General features: G+C 43.4%; 16 protein-coding genes. 9 read left to right on the plus strand and 7 right to left on the minus strand.

The genetic code is table 11. The annotated features are described in order from the left end of the window. The first annotated feature begins 42 nt into the window (after window positions 1-42). From AC5FX4_RS15915 to AC5FX4_RS15935, 5 genes are all read left to right on the plus strand, one after another. Window positions 43-1,476, plus strand: a complete 1,434-nt coding sequence (locus tag AC5FX4_RS15915; RefSeq protein WP_493607316.1) for a peptide MFS transporter — start codon at window positions 43-45, stop codon at window positions 1,474-1,476. Between the two features lie 454 nt (window positions 1,477-1,930). Next, a complete protein-coding gene (gene hppD / locus AC5FX4_RS15920) occupies window positions 1,931-2,977 on the plus strand; it encodes a 4-hydroxyphenylpyruvate dioxygenase (RefSeq protein WP_493607317.1) in 1,047 nt (348 codons plus the stop codon). Between the two features lie 102 nt (window positions 2,978-3,079). Next, window positions 3,080-4,393 carry a fumarylacetoacetase gene (gene fahA / locus AC5FX4_RS15925; RefSeq protein ID WP_493607318.1) on the plus strand — a complete coding sequence of 438 codons (1,314 nt, stop codon included), beginning with the start codon at window positions 3,080-3,082 and terminating at the stop codon, window positions 4,391-4,393. A gap of 205 nt (window positions 4,394-4,598) precedes the next feature. Continuing rightward, on the plus strand, window positions 4,599-5,630 hold the full coding sequence (locus AC5FX4_RS15930) for a M23 family metallopeptidase (RefSeq protein ID WP_493607319.1): 1,032 nt from the start codon (window positions 4,599-4,601) through the stop codon (window positions 5,628-5,630). After that, a complete protein-coding gene (locus AC5FX4_RS15935; RefSeq protein ID WP_493607320.1) occupies window positions 5,620-6,012 on the plus strand; it encodes a bactofilin family protein in 393 nt (130 codons plus the stop codon). Before AC5FX4_RS15930 ends, AC5FX4_RS15935 begins: the two co-directional genes overlap by 11 nt. Here AC5FX4_RS15935 and AC5FX4_RS15940 read toward each other — a convergent pair. After that, a complete protein-coding gene (locus AC5FX4_RS15940) occupies window positions 5,999-6,463 on the minus strand; it encodes a hotdog fold domain-containing protein (protein WP_493607321.1) in 465 nt (154 codons plus the stop codon). The two genes, AC5FX4_RS15935 and AC5FX4_RS15940, sit on opposite strands and share 14 nt — an antisense overlap. Window positions 6,464-6,625: 162 nt before the next feature. On the opposite strand from AC5FX4_RS15940, the gene AC5FX4_RS15945 reads away from it, so the two are divergent. From AC5FX4_RS15945 to AC5FX4_RS15960, 4 genes are all read left to right on the plus strand, one after another. Continuing rightward, complete coding sequence (locus tag AC5FX4_RS15945; protein ID WP_493607322.1) at window positions 6,626-7,813, plus strand: multidrug effflux MFS transporter; 1,188 nt, start codon at window positions 6,626-6,628, stop codon at window positions 7,811-7,813. 264 nt (window positions 7,814-8,077) lie between these two features. Continuing rightward, a complete protein-coding gene (locus tag AC5FX4_RS15950) occupies window positions 8,078-9,910 on the plus strand; it encodes a S8 family serine peptidase (protein WP_493607323.1) in 1,833 nt (610 codons plus the stop codon). A 119-nt stretch (window positions 9,911-10,029) separates the two neighbouring features. After that, on the plus strand, window positions 10,030-10,659 hold the full coding sequence (locus AC5FX4_RS15955) for a LysE family translocator (RefSeq protein ID WP_493607324.1): 630 nt from the start codon (window positions 10,030-10,032) through the stop codon (window positions 10,657-10,659). 6 nt (window positions 10,660-10,665) lie between these two features. Then, window positions 10,666-11,124 carry a methylglyoxal synthase gene (locus tag AC5FX4_RS15960; protein ID WP_493607325.1) on the plus strand — a complete coding sequence of 153 codons (459 nt, stop codon included), beginning with the start codon at window positions 10,666-10,668 and terminating at the stop codon, window positions 11,122-11,124. Here AC5FX4_RS15960 and yegD read toward each other — a convergent pair. From yegD to sixA, 6 genes are all read right to left on the minus strand, one after another. After that, entirely contained in the window at window positions 11,121-12,488 is a 1,368-nt protein-coding gene (yegD, locus tag AC5FX4_RS15965; RefSeq protein WP_493607326.1) for a molecular chaperone, read from the minus strand. The genes AC5FX4_RS15960 and yegD overlap by 4 nt on opposite strands. 74 nt (window positions 12,489-12,562) lie before the next feature. After that, window positions 12,563-13,399 (minus strand): DNA ligase, encoded by an 837-nt coding sequence (locus AC5FX4_RS15970; protein WP_493607327.1) that lies wholly within the window; start codon window positions 13,397-13,399, stop codon window positions 12,563-12,565. Window positions 13,400-13,470: 71 nt separating this feature from the next. After that, a complete protein-coding gene (locus AC5FX4_RS15975) occupies window positions 13,471-14,127 on the minus strand; it encodes an HAD family hydrolase (protein WP_493607328.1) in 657 nt (218 codons plus the stop codon). A gap of 20 nt (window positions 14,128-14,147) precedes the next feature. After that, the gene (locus AC5FX4_RS15980; protein ID WP_493607329.1) at window positions 14,148-14,447 is read right to left on the minus strand and encodes a hypothetical protein; all 300 of its coding nucleotides are present in this window, start codon (window positions 14,445-14,447) and stop codon (window positions 14,148-14,150) included. Between the two features lie 124 nt (window positions 14,448-14,571). Next, window positions 14,572-16,890 (minus strand): TonB-dependent receptor, encoded by a 2,319-nt coding sequence (locus AC5FX4_RS15985; RefSeq protein WP_493607330.1) that lies wholly within the window; start codon window positions 16,888-16,890, stop codon window positions 14,572-14,574. Window positions 16,891-17,285: 395 nt separating this feature from the next. Then, window positions 17,286-17,753 (minus strand): phosphohistidine phosphatase SixA, encoded by a 468-nt coding sequence (gene sixA, locus AC5FX4_RS15990; protein WP_493607331.1) that lies wholly within the window; start codon window positions 17,751-17,753, stop codon window positions 17,286-17,288. Window positions 17,754-17,813: the final 60 nt, after the last annotated feature.

The following is a 17,813-nucleotide window of genomic DNA, read 5'->3' on the forward strand; positions in this document are numbered from 1 at the left end:
TATAAGGCCACACAACACAATTGATTTAATTAGGAAGCACATATGAGTTCAACACCTAATACAGGTCAGTTTTTAGGACATCCTAAAGGCCTATTCCTGTTGTTCGGCACAGAAATGTGGGAACGCTTTGGTTACTATGGCATGCGCGCCATTTTAGTTTTATACCTCGTTGCTATGACACAAGATGGCGGCTTTGGTTGGTCTAATGCTGATGCTCTAAGCCTATACGGTACTTTCACCATGGCTGTGTACCTAACCCCATTATTTGGTGGTTGGTTAGCGGACAACGTGCTAGGTCAACGCAAAGCCATCATTATCGGTGGTATCTTAATGGCTGCAGGCCATTTCATTATGGGTATTCCACACGCACTTGTCACAGGCATGGAAGAAAACGTTTTCTATCTAGGCCTCACATTGCTGTGTATTGGTAATGGTTTATTCAAGCCAAACATTTCAACTATGGTTGGTGACTTATATGAAGAAGGCGATAAGCGTCGTGACGGTGCGTTTACTATCTTCTATATGGGTATCAACATGGGTGGCGCAATAGGTCCTCTTGTTGCGGGTGGTATTGCGGCGGCTGTTAACTGGCAGGCTGGCTTTATCACCGCTGGTATCGGTATGATTATTTCCGTTGTGCTACAACTTTCTTTAAGCAAAAAATACTTAGGCGATATTGGTGTTGTTCCTGCAGCAAAACTATCTGCGGCTCAATCAAGTTCAGGTAAGCAAGAACCTTTAACAAAAGTTGAAAAGGATCGCATCAAAGTGATCTTTACCATGAGTGTGTTCAGCATCATCTTCTGGATGGGTTTTGAGCAAGCTGGTGGTCTGATGAACATTTTCGCTAACGATTACACTGACCGTATGCTCATGGGTATGGAGATCCCGGCGTCTTGGTTCCAGTCTCTAAACTCAATTTTCATCATCATCTTTGCCCCATTAGTTGCGATGATTTGGTTGAAGCTTGATAAGCGTGAACCAAACTCACCAGTAAAATTCGCAATTGCGTTAGTTTTCCTAGCACTGGGTTTCTTAACCATGATGCTTGCACTAATCACTGAAGGTTCTGGTGAAGGCACAATGCAGATCAGCATGATGTGGTTAGTACTATTCTACTTATTCCATACGCTTGGTGAGCTATGTTTATCACCAATCGGTCTTTCAATGGTAAGTAAGTTAGCGCCACTTCGCCTAGCTTCATTGCTAATGGGTATTTGGTTCCTGTGTACAGCGATTGCGAATAAAATCGCAGGTGTGGTTGGTTCATTCATTGGTGAAGGCCACGAAGCAGTTGGCAATGCAATGGGTATCTTTATCGGCCTAGGTGCAACTGCGTTATTATCTGCTACAGCAATGTACTTACTAAGCGATAAGCTTGTTGACTGGATGCACGGCGCTGAAGGTCCTAGTGAGCCGCATACACAAGAGCATATTCTTGCTGAAGAATTAGAAGTAGCCGCTGTAAAACAATAATCGCAGCGATTATTTTCACTAAAAACCGTGTGCTAGCCACACGGTTTTTTTGTATCTAGCCACACACCATGACCTCCACCGTACAGTTATATTTACACTCAGCAGGTTATATTCTCTAAATGCATAAAGCTTATGCACTTATATCCAATAATACTCCCTCGCAATCATAATCAAAATAATCCTTTTATATCAATACATTAAATGACAAATCTAGATATTAAATAAAGATAAAGTGAACGGTATGTGTGTTTATTCTTCTCTTAAATAACTTTCCTGCCACGTTTGTCATCACAAACGGCACACATTATTCAGTTTGTGCAACTAAATTTACAAAGCCCCAGTCTGCTAAATAGAGGGTGACTCTTCCTCTTTGCAGAGTTTTGATTAATCATCTGCTCACTGAAAAACATAATCTAACAAGCAACCCAATTTGCTTAATTGCGGGAGTATGACAATGAGTGAAGTAAAAAATCCACTAGGTTTAGTTGGTATTGAATTTACCGAGTACGCAACACCAGATGCGGATTACATGGATAAAGTATTCACCGACTTTGGTTTCTCAAAACTTAAAAAGTTTAAAGATAAAGACATCGTTTACTACAACCAGAACGACATTCACTTTTTACTAAATAACGAGCGTGAAGGCTTCTCTGCTGCGTTTGCTAAGAGCCACGGCCCTGCAATTTGTTCAATGGGCTGGCGTGTAGAAGACGCCCAAAAAGCGTTTGAAGTAGCTGTAGAGCGCGGTGCAAAACCTGCTACTGAAGCTGCAAACAAAGACCTACCATACCCAGCGATTTACGGTATCGGTGACAGCCTAATTTACTTCATCGATGTATTTGGCGATAAAGGCTCAATCTATGCAAATGATTTTGTTGACCTAGAAGAGCAAAAGATTGTTAAAGATAAGGGCTTCATCCGTATCGACCATTTAACTAACAACGTTTACAAAGGCACCATGGAAACATGGGCTAACTTCTACAAAGATGTATTTGGCTTTGAAGAAGTGCGTTACTTTGACATTAAAGGTCAAAAAACGGCCTTGTTATCTTACGCACTTAAGTCGCCTTGCGGTACCTTCTCTATTCCAATTAATGAAGGTAAAGACGACAACAACAACCAGATCGATGAGTACCTAGACGAGTACAATGGTCCGGGTGTACAGCACTTAGCATTCCTAACTAACGACCTAGTGGGTTCACTTGATCAGTTAGATAAGAGCACAATTGCAACACTAGACATCGTTGAACACTACTACGACACTATTTTTGACCGTGTACCTTGGGTTAAAGAAGACAAAGAGAAGATCAGAGAGCATCAAATCTTAGTAGATAGCCAAAGCGAAAACTGCTACCTACTACAGATCTTTACGAAAAACCTATTTGGTCCAATCTTCATCGAGATGATCCAACGTGTTGACGATGGCGGCTTTGGTGAAGGTAACTTCCAAGCGCTATTCGAGTCTATCGAACGAGATCAAGAGCGTCGCGGCGTTATCTAAGCTTTATTAAAGTTATTATTTTCACAAGCAGCTTTTTAAAAGCTGCTTTTTCCATTTTAGTTAAGGCAAAATAGCCCTAACCAAAAGTAAAAAGGAAAGGCAATGTCTTTTATTAACGAAACTCATGATATTAATCTAAAAAGCTGGGTAGCAAGTGCGAACCAAGCAGGCACAGATTTTCCAATTCAAAACTTACCTTTTGCGGTATTTCGTCGTAAAGACAGCAATGAAGAGTTCCGTGGTGGCGTAGCCATTGGTGATCAAGTTTTAGACCTTGGCGTAGTCTCGAGCGCTGATATCTTTTCTGATGACGCACAAGTTGCTGTCGAAGCAGCAAATGCACAAGCATTGAATGAATTCATGGGCCTTGGGCAACAATATTGGTCAGCACTACGTTTAGCATTATCACGTGCGCTACGTGAGGGCTCAGAACACCAAACAACACTTGAAAATGCATTGGTTGCACAGGCTGATGTTGAATACTCAATGCCATGCCACATCGGTGACTACACTGATTTCTACACATCAATCTACCACGCAACTGCGGTTGGTAAATTATTCCGCCCAGATAACCCATTACTACCAAACTACAAGTGGGTACCAATTGGTTATCATGGTCGTTCATCTTCTATCGATGTGTCTGGTCAAACGTTCCACCGCCCTAAAGGCCAGACTAAAGCGCCTGATGCTGATACACCGTCATTTGGCCCTTGTAAGCGTCTTGACTACGAACTTGAGCTTGGTATTTACCTAGGTAAGGGTAATGAGCTTGGTGAACAAATTGCGATTGAAAACGCAGAAGACCATGTATTTGGTTTCTGTCTATTCAATGACTGGTCTGCACGCGACCTACAAGCATGGGAATATCAACCATTAGGTCCATTCCTTGCGAAGAACTTCGCATCGACTGTATCACCTTGGATTGTGACTACAGAAGCGTTAGCACCTTACCGCACTCAGTGGCACCGTGATGCACAAGATCCACAACCAATGGCATACCTTGAGTCATCGCATAACCGCGAAGCGGGTGCATTTGATATTCAAATGGATGTGTTGCTTGAAACAGCAAAAATGCGTGATGCACAGCAAGGCCCAGCCAAACTATCTGAGTCTAGCTTCAAGCACAGCTACTGGACAGTGGCGCAAATGGTTACACACCACACAGTAAACGGCTGTAACTTCTTACCAGGTGACATGCTAGGTTCAGGTACTCAATCAGGACCAGAACACGAAGAAGCAGGCTCATTACTAGAGCTATCTCGCGGCGGTAAAGAAACTATCACCCTAGAAAATGGTGAAGAGCGTAAATTCCTAGAAGACGGTGACAAAGTCATTATGCGTGGCTGGTGTGAAGCAGACGGCTTCAACCGCATCGGTTTTGGTTCTGTAGAAGGTACAGTTCTTCCTGCTAAATAATCCCAAATTAAAAGCAGATGAAAATCAAAGGTGTGCATTTAGCACACCTTTTTATTATGCAAATTTGCTGGATTTTTACCTAAATCTTGTTATTGTGAAGTGTTGTTGAAGAAATTTTATTTATATGTTGAAGCTAATCAATCGCCTATATAAGACATTATTCCAGCCTAGGCAAATTTTAATACGCCAAAACGGTGAGATATACATGCTTACCGTACCAAGCTGGATACAGCCTGTTTTGCTTACCTTAGTAGTGGTCTCCATTACTTGGGCGGTATTGAATGCGCAATCAGTCACCAAACAGCAGCAAACAATTTCCTCTTTGCAAGCACAAACGAGCGCCGAACAGCAACGCTTTTTGACTGAAAAGCAGCAAATGCAAGCACAGTTAGCACAACAGCAAGAAACACTGAATGAGCTAACCGAAAAGCAAACTCTACTGCAAAACTTAGTGGATGCGCTACCCAGTTCACTCAGTGAAAGCACGCTTGCACCCGAACAACAAAATGACGCTGGTAATGAGCTTGATGACGGCTCAATACCATCGACAGATGAGCAACAAATTCATGGTGACTTTCAGTCGCAGTCTCAGCAGCTAGAGCAAAGCCAACATCGACTGTTAAGCGCCCTTTCCGAGTCAATTGAGTTACGTTCACTCAGACTCACAGCCAGTCTTGCCGAAGTCGGGATCGCGCCATCAAAAGACTCAGGCCTTGCGCAAGGTGGTCCATACCATCAGCTAGAACTTGAGCAGCTTCCAGAAGACTTTTTAAGCACCATTGATAGCCTGGTCGCCTTAAACAACCTAGAGCAAGTTCTAACGACCCTTCCTGACTCAATGCCAGTTGCTAAAGACAATTATTATATTTCTAGTCAATTTGGCTTTAGAAAGGATCCTATTACCGGAAAACGCGCCTATCACAAAGGTGTTGATCTAGCGGGTTGGCACAAGACCGAGATCACAGCACCTGCTGCTGGCACCGTTTTGCGCGCAGGCAGAAACGGTGGCTATGGTAAGTTTATTGAAATACAACATGCACACGGTTTAGTATCTCGTTTTGGTCATTTACACACCATAAAAGTAAAGAAAGGCCAACAAATTGATAAGTCTGACGTGATTGCCTTGATGGGGAGTACTGGACGTAGTACAAGTACTCACTTACATTACGAAGTACTGCAAAACGGCAAACATATCAATCCGGTGAAATTAACTAAGGTGATTAATCGTGTTCAGTAGCTTAATAAATGGCGACAAATCAGCATCAAGCATTCCTGCTTTGATCTCGCCCAACACCGTTGTTGAAGGCCAGATCCGCTGTGAAGGTGAGCTTCAAGTCGACGGCAAAGTGATTGGTGATTTAATCATCAACACATTAATCGTCGGTGTACACGGCATCATTGAAGGCAACGTAAAAGCACATAACGTCAGAATAAAAGGCACAGTCAATGGTTGTATCGATGCGGATAAAGTGATGCTAGAACAAACCGCCAAAGTACATGGTGATGTGATGCACGATACCTTAAGTATCGAAGCGGGAGCCTTAATTGAAGGCAAACTCACTCATAAAACAGAGGTGACCAACATCACCTCTATCAAAGACAAAACTACCGCGCAGTAATGTACATATTGATATCAGCATGGAATACTTTCGCACCATGCTGATCAAATACTTCTACTGGCACAATTAAATCTTCTTTATCTCGCCACTCTCTTGGCAAATCAATTTTCGCTTCAGCCCGTAAATCGGTCTCCGCCTTTTTTAAATACTGTACAGTCATGCCTTTTGGGATCCAGCGGTGGGTTTTATGCGGCACGGTCGCATCTACCATCACTCCTGCACACAATTCAGCTAAGTTACACTGCGCTATCGCATGGATAGTACCAATATGATTGAATACCGCTTTTCGCTTTGGAATAGTCGCGCTACATAAGCCCGGCTCAAGCTTTGTAATGGTTGGTTTGATTGAACCGAAGTAAGGCGCTTTTCTACATACCGCTTTACTGAAAAGCCATTGTCCGAATGGCAGCCACTGCATTCTTTTATAAATTTTGAGTAATGGCGCAGTCACTGTTTAAACCTCATTTGTTATTTTGTTTTGATAAAGCTAACACATCCGACCTGTTGGTAAAATAGCCGAATTGATGATTTGTTGTTTTTATTTACGTGATACGGCGCTTTGTCCTGTTCATTTTGAATTAGATAAATACAATAACGCGCAAAAGGAGTCGTCATGCAATCATCTCAATCAACCAGTAAGTCGCTTGTATTCATTCTGGCGCTATTAGTCATCTTTTGCCCCTTAGGGATCGATCTTTATTTGCCTGCATTTAGTGCGATGCAAGAAGGGTTGAATGTACCTGAGTCATCGATTCAACAAACCGTAAGCATTTACATGTTAACGGTGGGCCTTGGACAACTGGTCGCCGGACCACTGGCTGATAAATATGGTAGAAAACCCATTGCATGTGCTGGTGCACTTTTGTTTTGTGCCGGAGCAGTTATGGCCTTTTTGGCGAGCGATTGGTACTGGATGATGGCAGCCAGAGCTCTGCAAGGGTTGGGGGCATGTGCCACATTTGTCGCGGCATTTGCAATCGTGCGAGACAGTTTTGGACATAAAGGCAGCGGACAGATGATCACCTACCTCAATGGCATTGTGTGCTTCATACCCGCCCTCGCGCCAATATTCGGTGCTTGGCTAACCATACAATTTGGCTGGCGCAGCAACTTTGCGTTTTTAGTGCTCTTTTCACTGATTGGTCTTTTACTACTACTGGTAATATTCAAAGAAACTAAGCCTGAAGACAGCATATATCAAGGTCACATTCTCGACTTTCGCCGCTTTATGCCTATGCTCAGCAGCGGTGAGTTTTCATTTAATGCAGCCATCACCATGTTTGGCATGGCCGCCATGTTGGTGTTTGTGACAACGGCACCGGGTTGGATCATGAATACACTAGGTGGGTCGGTCTCACAGTTTACGACTTGGTTTACTGGCAATGCTGTATTAAGTATCGTTGCCAGTTTCATCGCACCAATTTTTATCAAGCGTCATAGCCGTAATTCGCTGATCGTAGGCCTTAGCCTGTTTTGTGTTGGGGGCCTATTGATGCTTTGGGCGACGCGCTTTTCACATCCTGCCGCACTGATGCTACCAATGTATATTGCATCTATTGGCTTTGCATTTGCGCTAGGTTCCGCTGCGGGCAAAGCGTTATCTGGTTTTGCTAAACAAGCGGGTACTGCTTCTGCATTAATTGGTGTCATGCAAATGAGCGGTGCTGGCGTTTTAGCATTGTTAACACAGCAACTCAACTTAACCGCCCCGATGCAAATTGCACTTCACTTATTAGTTATGTTGCCATTTCTTGTAACATTATTAGGTAAAAAGAAACAATTATTCCATAGTGCAGCTTAAACTGCACTTCCCACATAAATACGTATAGTTATCATTTCCTTTGTAAATCATGTATCTATAATAGTAAACCATGTAAGCACCTAGACATCCCCTAATACTAAAATAGTATATCCACATAAATAAAAACTCTAGAATTTTTATAAAAAAGCAATAAATTATTCTTTACCTTGTTGTGCATTTCGGTCTAATCTGTTTCCCCGTTAACCAAATGTTGTTTTGGTTAACATTCGCTTCACTCATTTTAACGAACTAGAGATAATAATAATGAAACTAAACAAGTTCACTTCAGCATTGATGTTTGCAGGTATGTGTGCCGCAGCTAACGCACAAGCAACCGATGACCGCTATATCATCCAAGTAGATAACAATAACAAAGGCGTTGTTAAAGCATTAGCTAAACAATTAGGCGCTCAATTGCATGTGGATGGTGATGGCTTTATTGCAGCCACATTCTCTGGCAAAGATCTTTCTCAAGTAAAGGGCTTGCTGAACAATCCACATATCAAACTCGTTGAACAAGACTTCAAACGCGTACCACTTGGCATCTACAACGACGATGCGGGTGATGCCATGACTCAACAACTCACTCCTTATGCTGTATATCAATCACAAGCGGATCAAGTCACTTTTGACGCAAACGCTGGCATGAAAGTATGTGTGATCGATTCTGGTTTAGATAGCTCAAACCCTGATTTTATCTGGGGTAATATCACGGGTGACAATGACTCTGGTACAGGTAACTGGAATGAGCATGGCGGGCCGCATGGCACTCACGTTGCAGGTACTATCGGTGCTGCTGATAACAACATTGGTGTGGTTGGTATGGCTCCGGGCGTTGCTATGCACATCATCAAAGTGTTTAACGCTGAGGGTTGGGGTTATTCATCTGACCTAGCTCACGCGGCAAACCTATGTTCACAAGCCGGCGCCAACATCATCAGCATGAGTTTAGGTGGCGGTGGTTCTAATAATACTGAATCAAATGCATTTGCGCAGTTCTCAGCAGCAGGTGGTCTTGTGGTAGCGGCTGCAGGTAACGATGGTAACGATGTACGTTCTTATCCCGCAGGTTACCCATCAGTCATGATGATTGGTGCGAATGACAACAACAACCAAATCGCTGATTTCTCTCAGTTCCCTAGCTGTGCGAGCGGTCGAGGTAAAAATGCAACTGAAGATGAAACTATCTGTGTTGAAGTAACTGCAGGTGGTGTTGATACACTTTCAACTTACCCTGCTGGTATGGCAACATCAGCAAACTTAACTATTGATGGCAACATGGTCGCAAGCTCTGCGATGGAAAACTCGGGTACTATTTCTGGTAGCCTATTTTTCATGGGTACTGCAGAAGCAACAGATGCAGGTGCTGCTGGGAAAGTATGTCTCATTGACCGTGGTAACATCTCTTTCCACGACAAAGTAGCAAACTGTGAAGCATCAGGTGGTATCGGTGCAATCATTGTAAACAACGAAGCAGGCATGTTATACGGCACATTAGGTGATACGAATACAACCAGCATTCCAGCTGTGGGCGCTGCATTTGAAGACCGTGCAACACTGATGTCAGCAAGCAATGCAACCGTTGATATTGGTACCAGTGACTACGGCTTCATGAGTGGTACATCAATGGCTACTCCAGCGGTTTCAGGTATTGCTGCGCTTGTTTGGTCAAATCACCCAGAGTGTACTGGTCAAGAGATCCGTGCTGCACTTAAAGCAACAGCAGAAGATGCGGGTGCCGCTGGTAAAGATGTGTACTTTGGCTATGGTATTGTGAAAGCAGCTGACGCAGACGCTTACCTTAGCGCAAATGGTTGTGCGGGTGGAGATAACGGCGGTGATCCAAATAACGGTAGCATCGAGTTAACAGCATCTGGCTACAAGCAAAAAGGCAGTAACTACGTTGACCTAAACTGGCAAGGTGCGAGCACTAGCCAAGTAGATATTTATCGCAATGGTAGCAATATTGTCACAACCAGCAATGATAATAGCTACACGGACAGCATCAGTGGTAAAGGCGGCGGCAGCTACATCTACCAAGTATGCGAACAAGGCAGTACTACTGTATGTTCTGACACTCAAACTGTTGTGTTCTAACCCAACCTATTTTTAAGCGGGTGCATTGCCCGCTTTCTTTTTGCCTTTTTAAGGCCCTATATTTCATTCATAAAACAGCATAAACTAGAAAGCATATTCGAATTTTTGAAACTCATTCTATGCTTAACCCAGAATCGGTTATTTCATTTCTTATCGCAAGTGCAGTCATTGCAGTAGCTCCAGGGCCTTCTAATGCTTTTCTTATGGCACAAACCTTTACGCATGGTAGAGTTGCCGGCATGAAAAGCGCATTAGGTTTTGCAATGGGTGGCGTAATTCACACGGTTTTTGCTGTGGTGGGTTTATCTGCAATATTAAAAGCATCCACTACGGCATTTAACGCCATTTTATACTTAGGCGCAGCGTACCTAGCTTATTTAGGCGTTACCACACTCAAAGATACCTTCAAGAAATCTATCTCTTGTGATGATAAGCCACACATTAGCACCAAAAAACCGGGGAACGTATTTGTACGAGCTATGATGACTGAAGTACTCAATCCCAAAGTAGCGCTGTTCTTTATCGCTTTTATTCCCCAATTTGTTGATCCGAGCCGCTCATCTCCTACGCTACAACTTGCCATTTTTGGTCTTTTGTACCCTATTTTAGCTTTCCCCATCGACTGCGCTTATATTTATGGCGGCGACAAAATTGCTAATTACTTCCGTCGTCACCCTAGCGCTCCAGTATGGATTGACCGGGTATCGGGGGTTATTTTTATCGCGTTAGCTATTAACTTATTAGTGTGAGGCTGAATGAAAACCACAACACAAATGCTCCCTGCAAAAAAGAACATTGCACTGGTTGCCCATGACGGTAAAAAAGAAGCACTGAAGAACTGGTGTTTAACGCACCAAAGCGCATTACAACAACATCAGCTTTTTGCTACGGGTACAACTGGGCATGTCATTGAAAAAGCCACTGGCATGAGTGTAGAAAAATTACTCAGTGGCCCAATGGGCGGTGACCAACAAATTGGCGCCAAAATAGCTGAGCATGAAATTCACATGCTGATATTTCTATGGGACCCCATGGCTTCTCAACCACATGATCCCGATGTTAAAGCCTTATTGCGTTTAGCAGCCGTTTGGAACATTCCTGTCGCCTGTAATGAAGTCACTGCCGATATCTTGCTGAGTTCTCATTTGATGACACAAGAAATTGCGCGCCAACTCCCCGATTATCAAGGCTACTTGGCAACACGTTTAGATTAGCGATAAATTTGCGCCGCCCACTTCGTTAACCCAGCGGTCACACTACCAAAGTTGTCGCCGTTTAACATGGGTATATCACCAAGTGCTCGCTGTAAAGCCGCTTTTAGCAAAGGTGATTGAGCACTGCCACCTGTGAGATAAATCACATCCGGTGTCGCTTGCGCGGCTGTAATAGCCTCCTTCGCAAGCGTACAAATTTGCTCTAGGCTATCAAACACCGCCTGCTGTAAATGTGATTGTGTCACTTCACTATTCAACCCTGACTCAATAAAGCCCAAAGAAGCGCCATAGCTTAGCTCGCTAGAAAGCGCTATTTTGCTCAGCTCGCCTTGGCGAACCACTTGGTGCCCTAACTTTTGTTGTTGGATCTTTATTAGCCTTTCCAGCTCATTCGGCTCACACACATCTCTGAGCATTGCTTGCAGATGACGGTGGTTGGCTTGTGAGTAAAACTCTGTTTGAAGGTGCAAATCATTAATTTTACAAGCTTGCCAATAGAGTTGATTCGGCATGGGTAAACCTGACTTAAGCTGACCACCCAGTCCGCAAAGCGGCATAAAGTTATGGTAGGCCACCGCAATATCGAGATCGTTGCCACCTAATCGCTTACCGGTATGAGACAAGAAATCTTTTTCTCTGTCATCATGACCTCGATAACTTGGTCCCATTTGCACAAATGAGCAGTCGCTGGTACCCCCACCAATATCGACTACCAAGACTTTTTGATCTTCTTCCAACCCTGACTCGTAATCAATTCCCGCAGCAAGTGGTTCAAACAGAAACTCAACCTCTTTAAATCCAGCACGTTTTGCAGCTGTCGTGAGAATATCAACGGCTTGTTGGTTACTCTGCTCGCCACCAATTGCTTGAAAATTCACAGGTCGACCTATCACCGTGTGCGTGATCGCCGTACCGAGTTGTTGTTCAGCACGGTTTTTGATTTGCATGATCATTGCACTGGCAATATCTTCGAAGAAGGCAATTTGTTGAGGCTTGAGGCCGACAGCCCCAAAAAATGATTTAGGAGACTTAACAAAATAGCCATCTTCAGGAAATTCAATATATTCCTCGATAGCCGCGGAGCCAATTGAAAGGCCTGTTTCATGGCTAGCTAAATCAAGATCTTGACGAATTGCATGCATACCGTTGAGTAATGCAACTCTTGAATGTCGATAGTCATGCTCTTGAGCAGATCCGGCTAATTGTTTAGCAACATAATCAACGACAAGCGCATTATGCTGTGCGTATAAGGTTGAGGGTAAATAACAGCGCCCAGCTTCCAACTCAACGAGCTTGGTTTGCTGCGAGCCTACCATAGTACCTATCGCACAATTCGAACTTCCATAATCAAAACCAACAATCATACAACGCACCTTGACGACAAAAAAGGCCGCGTAGATTAGCATAATTGCCCCAAAAGCCCAACTGAGAAAGTGATTTACAACTTCGGCCTTTCCCGCATAAAACGAGCAAATCTTGGCTTACCATATTTGGTAACACCTTGATGCCGATAGGTGATCTGGGCGCCAATGCGAGGGGGATACTGACGCTGAAAATCGCTAAACCCAGAACCTATATTGAATTCAATCCCCTGCTCATTTATTACCTTCAGGGCACCCATCATCCCTTTGTATTTCCCTTTACCTTCCTTGTATCCAATTACAACCGCTTCAGCGTCTTGAAACGGCTTATATTTTAAGATTCTATTTGAGCGCCCCGCGAGGTGCGGTGCGCTTTTTTGATGGAGCATCACACCTTCGCCATCACGCGCTAAAACACCTTGATAGAAATGCTCAAGCGCGTCGTTTTGCGCAAATTGCCATTGCTTAATAGCAACAACATGTTGCGCCGAGATCTGTTTTACCCGAAGTTGATAATTACCATATCGCTCAATAAAGGGTAACTCGCTGTTTGGCATGTCGAATACGAGGTATTTCACCCGCCGCCAATCTTGTTCCTCTGCTTGCTTCTTTCGCACTAACGCACTCACAAACGCAAACTGACCATAACCAGACCAAAGTTCACCATCTAAATGCGCTGCACCAAAATTTGCTGTAAACCAGGTTGGTGCATTAATAATAGCACCGCTTTTGGTGACTAAATGACGTCCATTCCAGATAGCTCTAACACCATCAAACTTCTCACTGACAAGGTAATCAGTAATTCGAATGTCTTCACGATATTGATTTGCGAGTTCTACAGAAGGAGAAAGTTTTACAGCACCGAACGCCGTAAAATTGATACAACTGATGAGTAATAGTATCCATACTTTCATTTAAAGGCTCCTTGCACTTACTATGAGCCTTTAAGGTTAGCTGAAATTTTTATAGGTTGGGGATTATTTGGTTAGGCGAGTTGTTTGATCTGCTGCCAAGCCTCTAACAGGCTAGCTACTTGGTAGCTTGATCGACTAAAATTTTGTGCTTTTGAGTGATGGTTGGGGATCACGATGGTACGCAACCCAGCTCCCGTTGCTGAGTTCAAGCCCGTTTGAGTATCTTCTACTGCAACAGCTTGAGTTGTCTTTAGCCCGAGTTGTTTAAGCGCTTTACAGTAAGGTTCTGGATGTGGCTTGGGATGCTGAACATCATCTTTACATACGATACATGTAAAAAGTGTATCTAGCTTATAATGACGTAAAACGGGTAAGGCTTCTGCTCTGGTACTTCCCGTAACCAATGCGATTGTAAAGTGATCACTTGCTTCGCGCAGCACTTGCTGAGCATAAGGCATTAGTCTCGGCGATGTGGTTTGCGCAACATCAACAAACACACGATTTTTACGCTCAGCAAGCCAAGTTGCTTCGCGACCTAGCCCGTGGCGCTCATTTAATATCAAAGCACTCTGCAAAGTTGGGACACCAGAAAACTCATCGCAAAAACTTAACTCATCATAGTGCACTTGCCACGGCTCCAGCACCTGCATCCAACTTTGGTAATGGAGCGCTTCTGAATCGACCAAAGTACCATCAAAATCAAATAAAATGGCTTCTAAACTCATCATTCGCTCCTTAGCATATTAAGTTATTGGCTTAAACCAGCTGGCGGCTCAGCGGTTGCTTCTAAACCACTTTCAACTTCAACCAATTCATAGCCGCGCGGCTTCCTAACTACTTTTAAAATCGGCTTATCAAATGCAGATTTGAGTCGTTCGGTGTCAGCTAAAAGCTCATCTACTGTGCGACCAAAAGGTGCAGCGCCAGTTTCAGACCAATTTGTTACTTTGCCATTTAAGTTGTATTCCACTTCGTGAATTTGATAAAGCGCTTCTTCCTCTTTTGTTGCCTCACAAAAGATCACGCGGTAGTTCCAAAATCCAGACATGTTTATTCTCTTCATTTCATGATTTGTTTGACTTTATCAGCTCTTGCAGTGCTTTTCATTACAGACAATAAAAAACCCGCGTCAAACGCGGGTTTTTTCATCTGTTTGTTATTTTGCTTCAGTATTAGAAGAAGCGAACTTTGAACTCAGCACCAACATAACGCTCTTCATTCAACATACCGGTCAAGTTGTTGAAATCAACACCACCGATAACCACTTGTTCATCAAACAAATTACGTACGAACGCAGATACTTCATATTCATTATCGCCTGATGTCCACATATAACCTGAACGTAAACCAGCTTCAAATAATGCATCGCCTTTAAATTCAACAGCTTCATACAAGAAAAAGTCAATTTCGCTACGATATGATACATCTGCATATACAAAGAAGTCGCCGCCTTCTAGTTCAGTAGTGTAACGAAGCGTCGCATTAGCAATCCACTCTGGCGCATGTGGTAAGCTGTTGCCATCAATATTGGCAATTTCATCAAAACCATCACCGTCAGCTGCAAATGGGTTGGCCACTTGACGGTACGGATCTGTGATCGTACACGCTGAGCCACATGCGCCTACTTCAAGTCCAGGCGAGTCAAGTTCTGTCTTGTTATAGCTTAAGTTTGCTGTTGCGTTTAGTTCATCAGTAAGAACCCACTCGGTATCAAGTTCGAAGCCATAACCAGTAGTTTTATCTGCATTGATCAGACGGTTAAAGTTTGCACCGCCACCCACAGCTGTAAGCTGTTGATCATCCATTTGATAGTAGAACACCGTTGCGTTTACACGACCTTGACCATCTAATACATCTGACTTAATACCAGCTTCAATAGAGTTGATAGTTTCAGAATCGGCAACCGTCACCACATCACCAAATAAGATACGACCCTGCACACTGGGTGCGCGGAAGCCATTTGCAATACGGGCGAATAGGTTAATATCATCACTGTACTTATACGCCGCACTTAAGTCCCAACTTACGTGGCTGTCGCTCGGATTTGCTGTTTTAACAAGCATGTCAGCAGCGCCTATTGGACTTTTAGTGCGCTTTGCATCGAACTTCTTGTCATCGTCTGAATAACGAATACCAGCTGTTAACTTGAGGTCATCGGTTAACGTAAAATCAAATGAACCAAACACAGCCCATGCTGATGTATCTTGATTTTGAACCGCATAACCATTTTGTAGCCCATAGTTATTTGCCGCAGCATCATAAGTTAATGTGTCGTATGAGAAGCTTTCAATCGTTAAGTCTTCTTCAAACAGGAATAAACCAACTTGATAATTAAAGTCACCCGAGAAATTGCTAGATAAACGCAATTCTTGTGTGTATTGATCGTGATCAGGAATAGCATCCGCTGTTTCAGACGGGAATGGGATAATACCCGGGCCTTGGAAACCAATGAATGCTGCACCATATCCGCCATCAACATCAGCTCGAGAATAAATTTCTGCACTTTCCCAAGCGGTGATTGAAGTGATTGTATGTTCCGCTAAATCCCACTCTAACTTCAAATTCAAGCCTTGAGAGTCCACTTGCTGGGTAGAACGAGACGCTGCATCATGATAAACAACATCGTTATCATAGATAGGATTGATGTTATTAGTGCCTTTTTCAATTAAGTTGGCACGGAACGCAATTGGGCGCCCATCAAGATCACGTACGTGGTAATTCAACAATCCTGTAAAGTCTTCACCTTCATATAAAAACTGGATGCGCGCCGCTTTTTCGTCATAGCCACCAAGTGAATCATTCTTTTCAAAACCAGGGGCTTTTACATCAATGTAGTCTTCTTTATCTTGCCAAAGTACAGATACTCGAGCAGATAAACGATCCGTAAGGCCAGTACCTGCAGCACCTTCAAAGTCTACGGCACCTTTGCTACCGTAAGAAACCGCGCCATAAGCATCAAATGACTGACTAGGTTTAACTGAGTCAAATTTAACAAGGCCCGCTGGCGTATTACGACCGAACAGCGTACCTTGCGGGCCACGTAATACTTCAATACGTGCGATATCAAAAACAGGGAAACCTTTTAAAATTGGGTTTTCTTGAACCACTTCATCAACAACGAGTGAAACAGGTTGTGAAGCGTTCAAGTCGAAGTCGGTATTACCTAAACCACGAACATAAAAGCGTGGGAATGTACGACCAAAAGAAGACTCGACAGATAGGCTAGGAATTTTCGCATTCATAAAACGAATATCCATACCGGCTGAGCTATAGGCGTCTAGGTTGTCTCCTTGCAGTGCAGACACACTTACGGGCACTTCTTGCGCATTTTCTACACGTTTACGTGCAGTGATCTGAATCACTTCCAATTGATTGCTTTTAGCTTCAGTAGTTTGTTCAGCAGCGAGAGTAGAAAATGAAGTACCTGCGACAGCAGAGAGCAACGTTGCGTTAATTAAAGTTGCTAACGTAGATCTTTTCATTGCTTTCATGTTGGGGTTTAACCTTTTATGCGCACTCTTTTGTTTAACGGTAGTATGGTCGCCGTAAAACGTTGGCGTGATACGTTCAATTTTGCGCGCCATTTTTAAAATTATTGCGCGGACCTTACAACCGAGAGTGCAAAGCGAACCTGTAAGGCTGAACGAGACGCCCTCATTATAGCAGCAAATTAAAATATTACTGCCAAGCACGCTACAAAAAATAGTTTTTTTCAAAATTTCGCAACAAGAAAGAAGACGTTTGCAGCTTTTCGCAACAAAAAACCACAACAAAGAGGACATATGTCCTTACCCGAAAAACGTAAAAATGGCAGTCAATTTCTGATTTACCCAAATCAGAAATGCCACAATCACATCTTTTAAAATATGTCAGTCAGCGCTATTTATTACAATGAAGGTGAGTTCATGCTGAGTAAACGACCCTTCTGATCTATTTCATTGTACTCAATCACTGCAACGCTGGCTGTATTAAAGATAGGAAGGTGGCCTGGACAAAGCTGCTCAACCAAATAACTGACTATTGGCATATGAGCAACAATTAGCCACACGTCGAGTTCGGCATTTAAACTCATTAATGTTTCGAGATAATCGATAGCAAACGCTGCATTTCCAGTTGGGATCACGTCTTTACAGATCTCAACATAACTGATGTCATTCAGTGCCAATACTTGCTGGGCAGTTTGTTGTGCCCGAATGTAAGGGCTGATCAACGCTGCTTGTGGCTTAAAGTGCCCTTTTAGCCACCATGCCATCTCTTTCGCCTGATTGATACCTCGCTCAGTCAACGCCCGAGATTCATCGTTCACTTGCATTGGCGCGGCTTCACCGTGGCGCATAATTAGAATCGTTTTCATTACACTCTCGAATGTTCTTTACTAATTTGCCAGATAATCAGTAGCTAAATACCTCATTTG

The organism is Pseudoalteromonas sp. ATL1 (genome assembly GCF_058933015.1).

What these genes read in the sequence shown, in the direction of transcription:
- AC5FX4_RS15970 (WP_493607327.1), bottom strand. Translation starts at nt 13,399, where the DNA reads ATGAAAGTATGGATACTATTACTCATCAGTTGTATCAATTTTACGGCG.
- AC5FX4_RS15980 (WP_493607329.1), bottom strand. Translation starts at nt 14,447, where the DNA reads ATGTCTGGATTTTGGAACTACCGCGTGATCTTTTGTGAGGCAACAAAA.
- AC5FX4_RS15985 (WP_493607330.1), bottom strand. Translation starts at nt 16,890, where the DNA reads ATGAAAGCAATGAAAAGATCTACGTTAGCAACTTTAATTAACGCAACG.
- AC5FX4_RS15945 (WP_493607322.1), top strand. Translation starts at nt 6,626, where the DNA reads ATGCAATCATCTCAATCAACCAGTAAGTCGCTTGTATTCATTCTGGCG.
- AC5FX4_RS15960 (WP_493607325.1), top strand. Translation starts at nt 10,666, where the DNA reads ATGAAAACCACAACACAAATGCTCCCTGCAAAAAAGAACATTGCACTG.
- AC5FX4_RS15975 (WP_493607328.1), bottom strand. Translation starts at nt 14,127, where the DNA reads ATGATGAGTTTAGAAGCCATTTTATTTGATTTTGATGGTACTTTGGTC.
- AC5FX4_RS15930 (WP_493607319.1), top strand. Translation starts at nt 4,599, where the DNA reads ATGCTTACCGTACCAAGCTGGATACAGCCTGTTTTGCTTACCTTAGTA.
- AC5FX4_RS15950 (WP_493607323.1), top strand. Translation starts at nt 8,078, where the DNA reads ATGAAACTAAACAAGTTCACTTCAGCATTGATGTTTGCAGGTATGTGT.
- hppD (WP_493607317.1), top strand. Translation starts at nt 1,931, where the DNA reads ATGAGTGAAGTAAAAAATCCACTAGGTTTAGTTGGTATTGAATTTACC.
- AC5FX4_RS15955 (WP_493607324.1), top strand. Translation starts at nt 10,030, where the DNA reads ATGCTTAACCCAGAATCGGTTATTTCATTTCTTATCGCAAGTGCAGTC.
- AC5FX4_RS15915 (WP_493607316.1), top strand. Translation starts at nt 43, where the DNA reads ATGAGTTCAACACCTAATACAGGTCAGTTTTTAGGACATCCTAAAGGC.
- fahA (WP_493607318.1), top strand. Translation starts at nt 3,080, where the DNA reads ATGTCTTTTATTAACGAAACTCATGATATTAATCTAAAAAGCTGGGTA.
- sixA (WP_493607331.1), bottom strand. Translation starts at nt 17,753, where the DNA reads ATGAAAACGATTCTAATTATGCGCCACGGTGAAGCCGCGCCAATGCAA.
- yegD (WP_493607326.1), bottom strand. Translation starts at nt 12,488, where the DNA reads ATGATTGTTGGTTTTGATTATGGAAGTTCGAATTGTGCGATAGGTACT.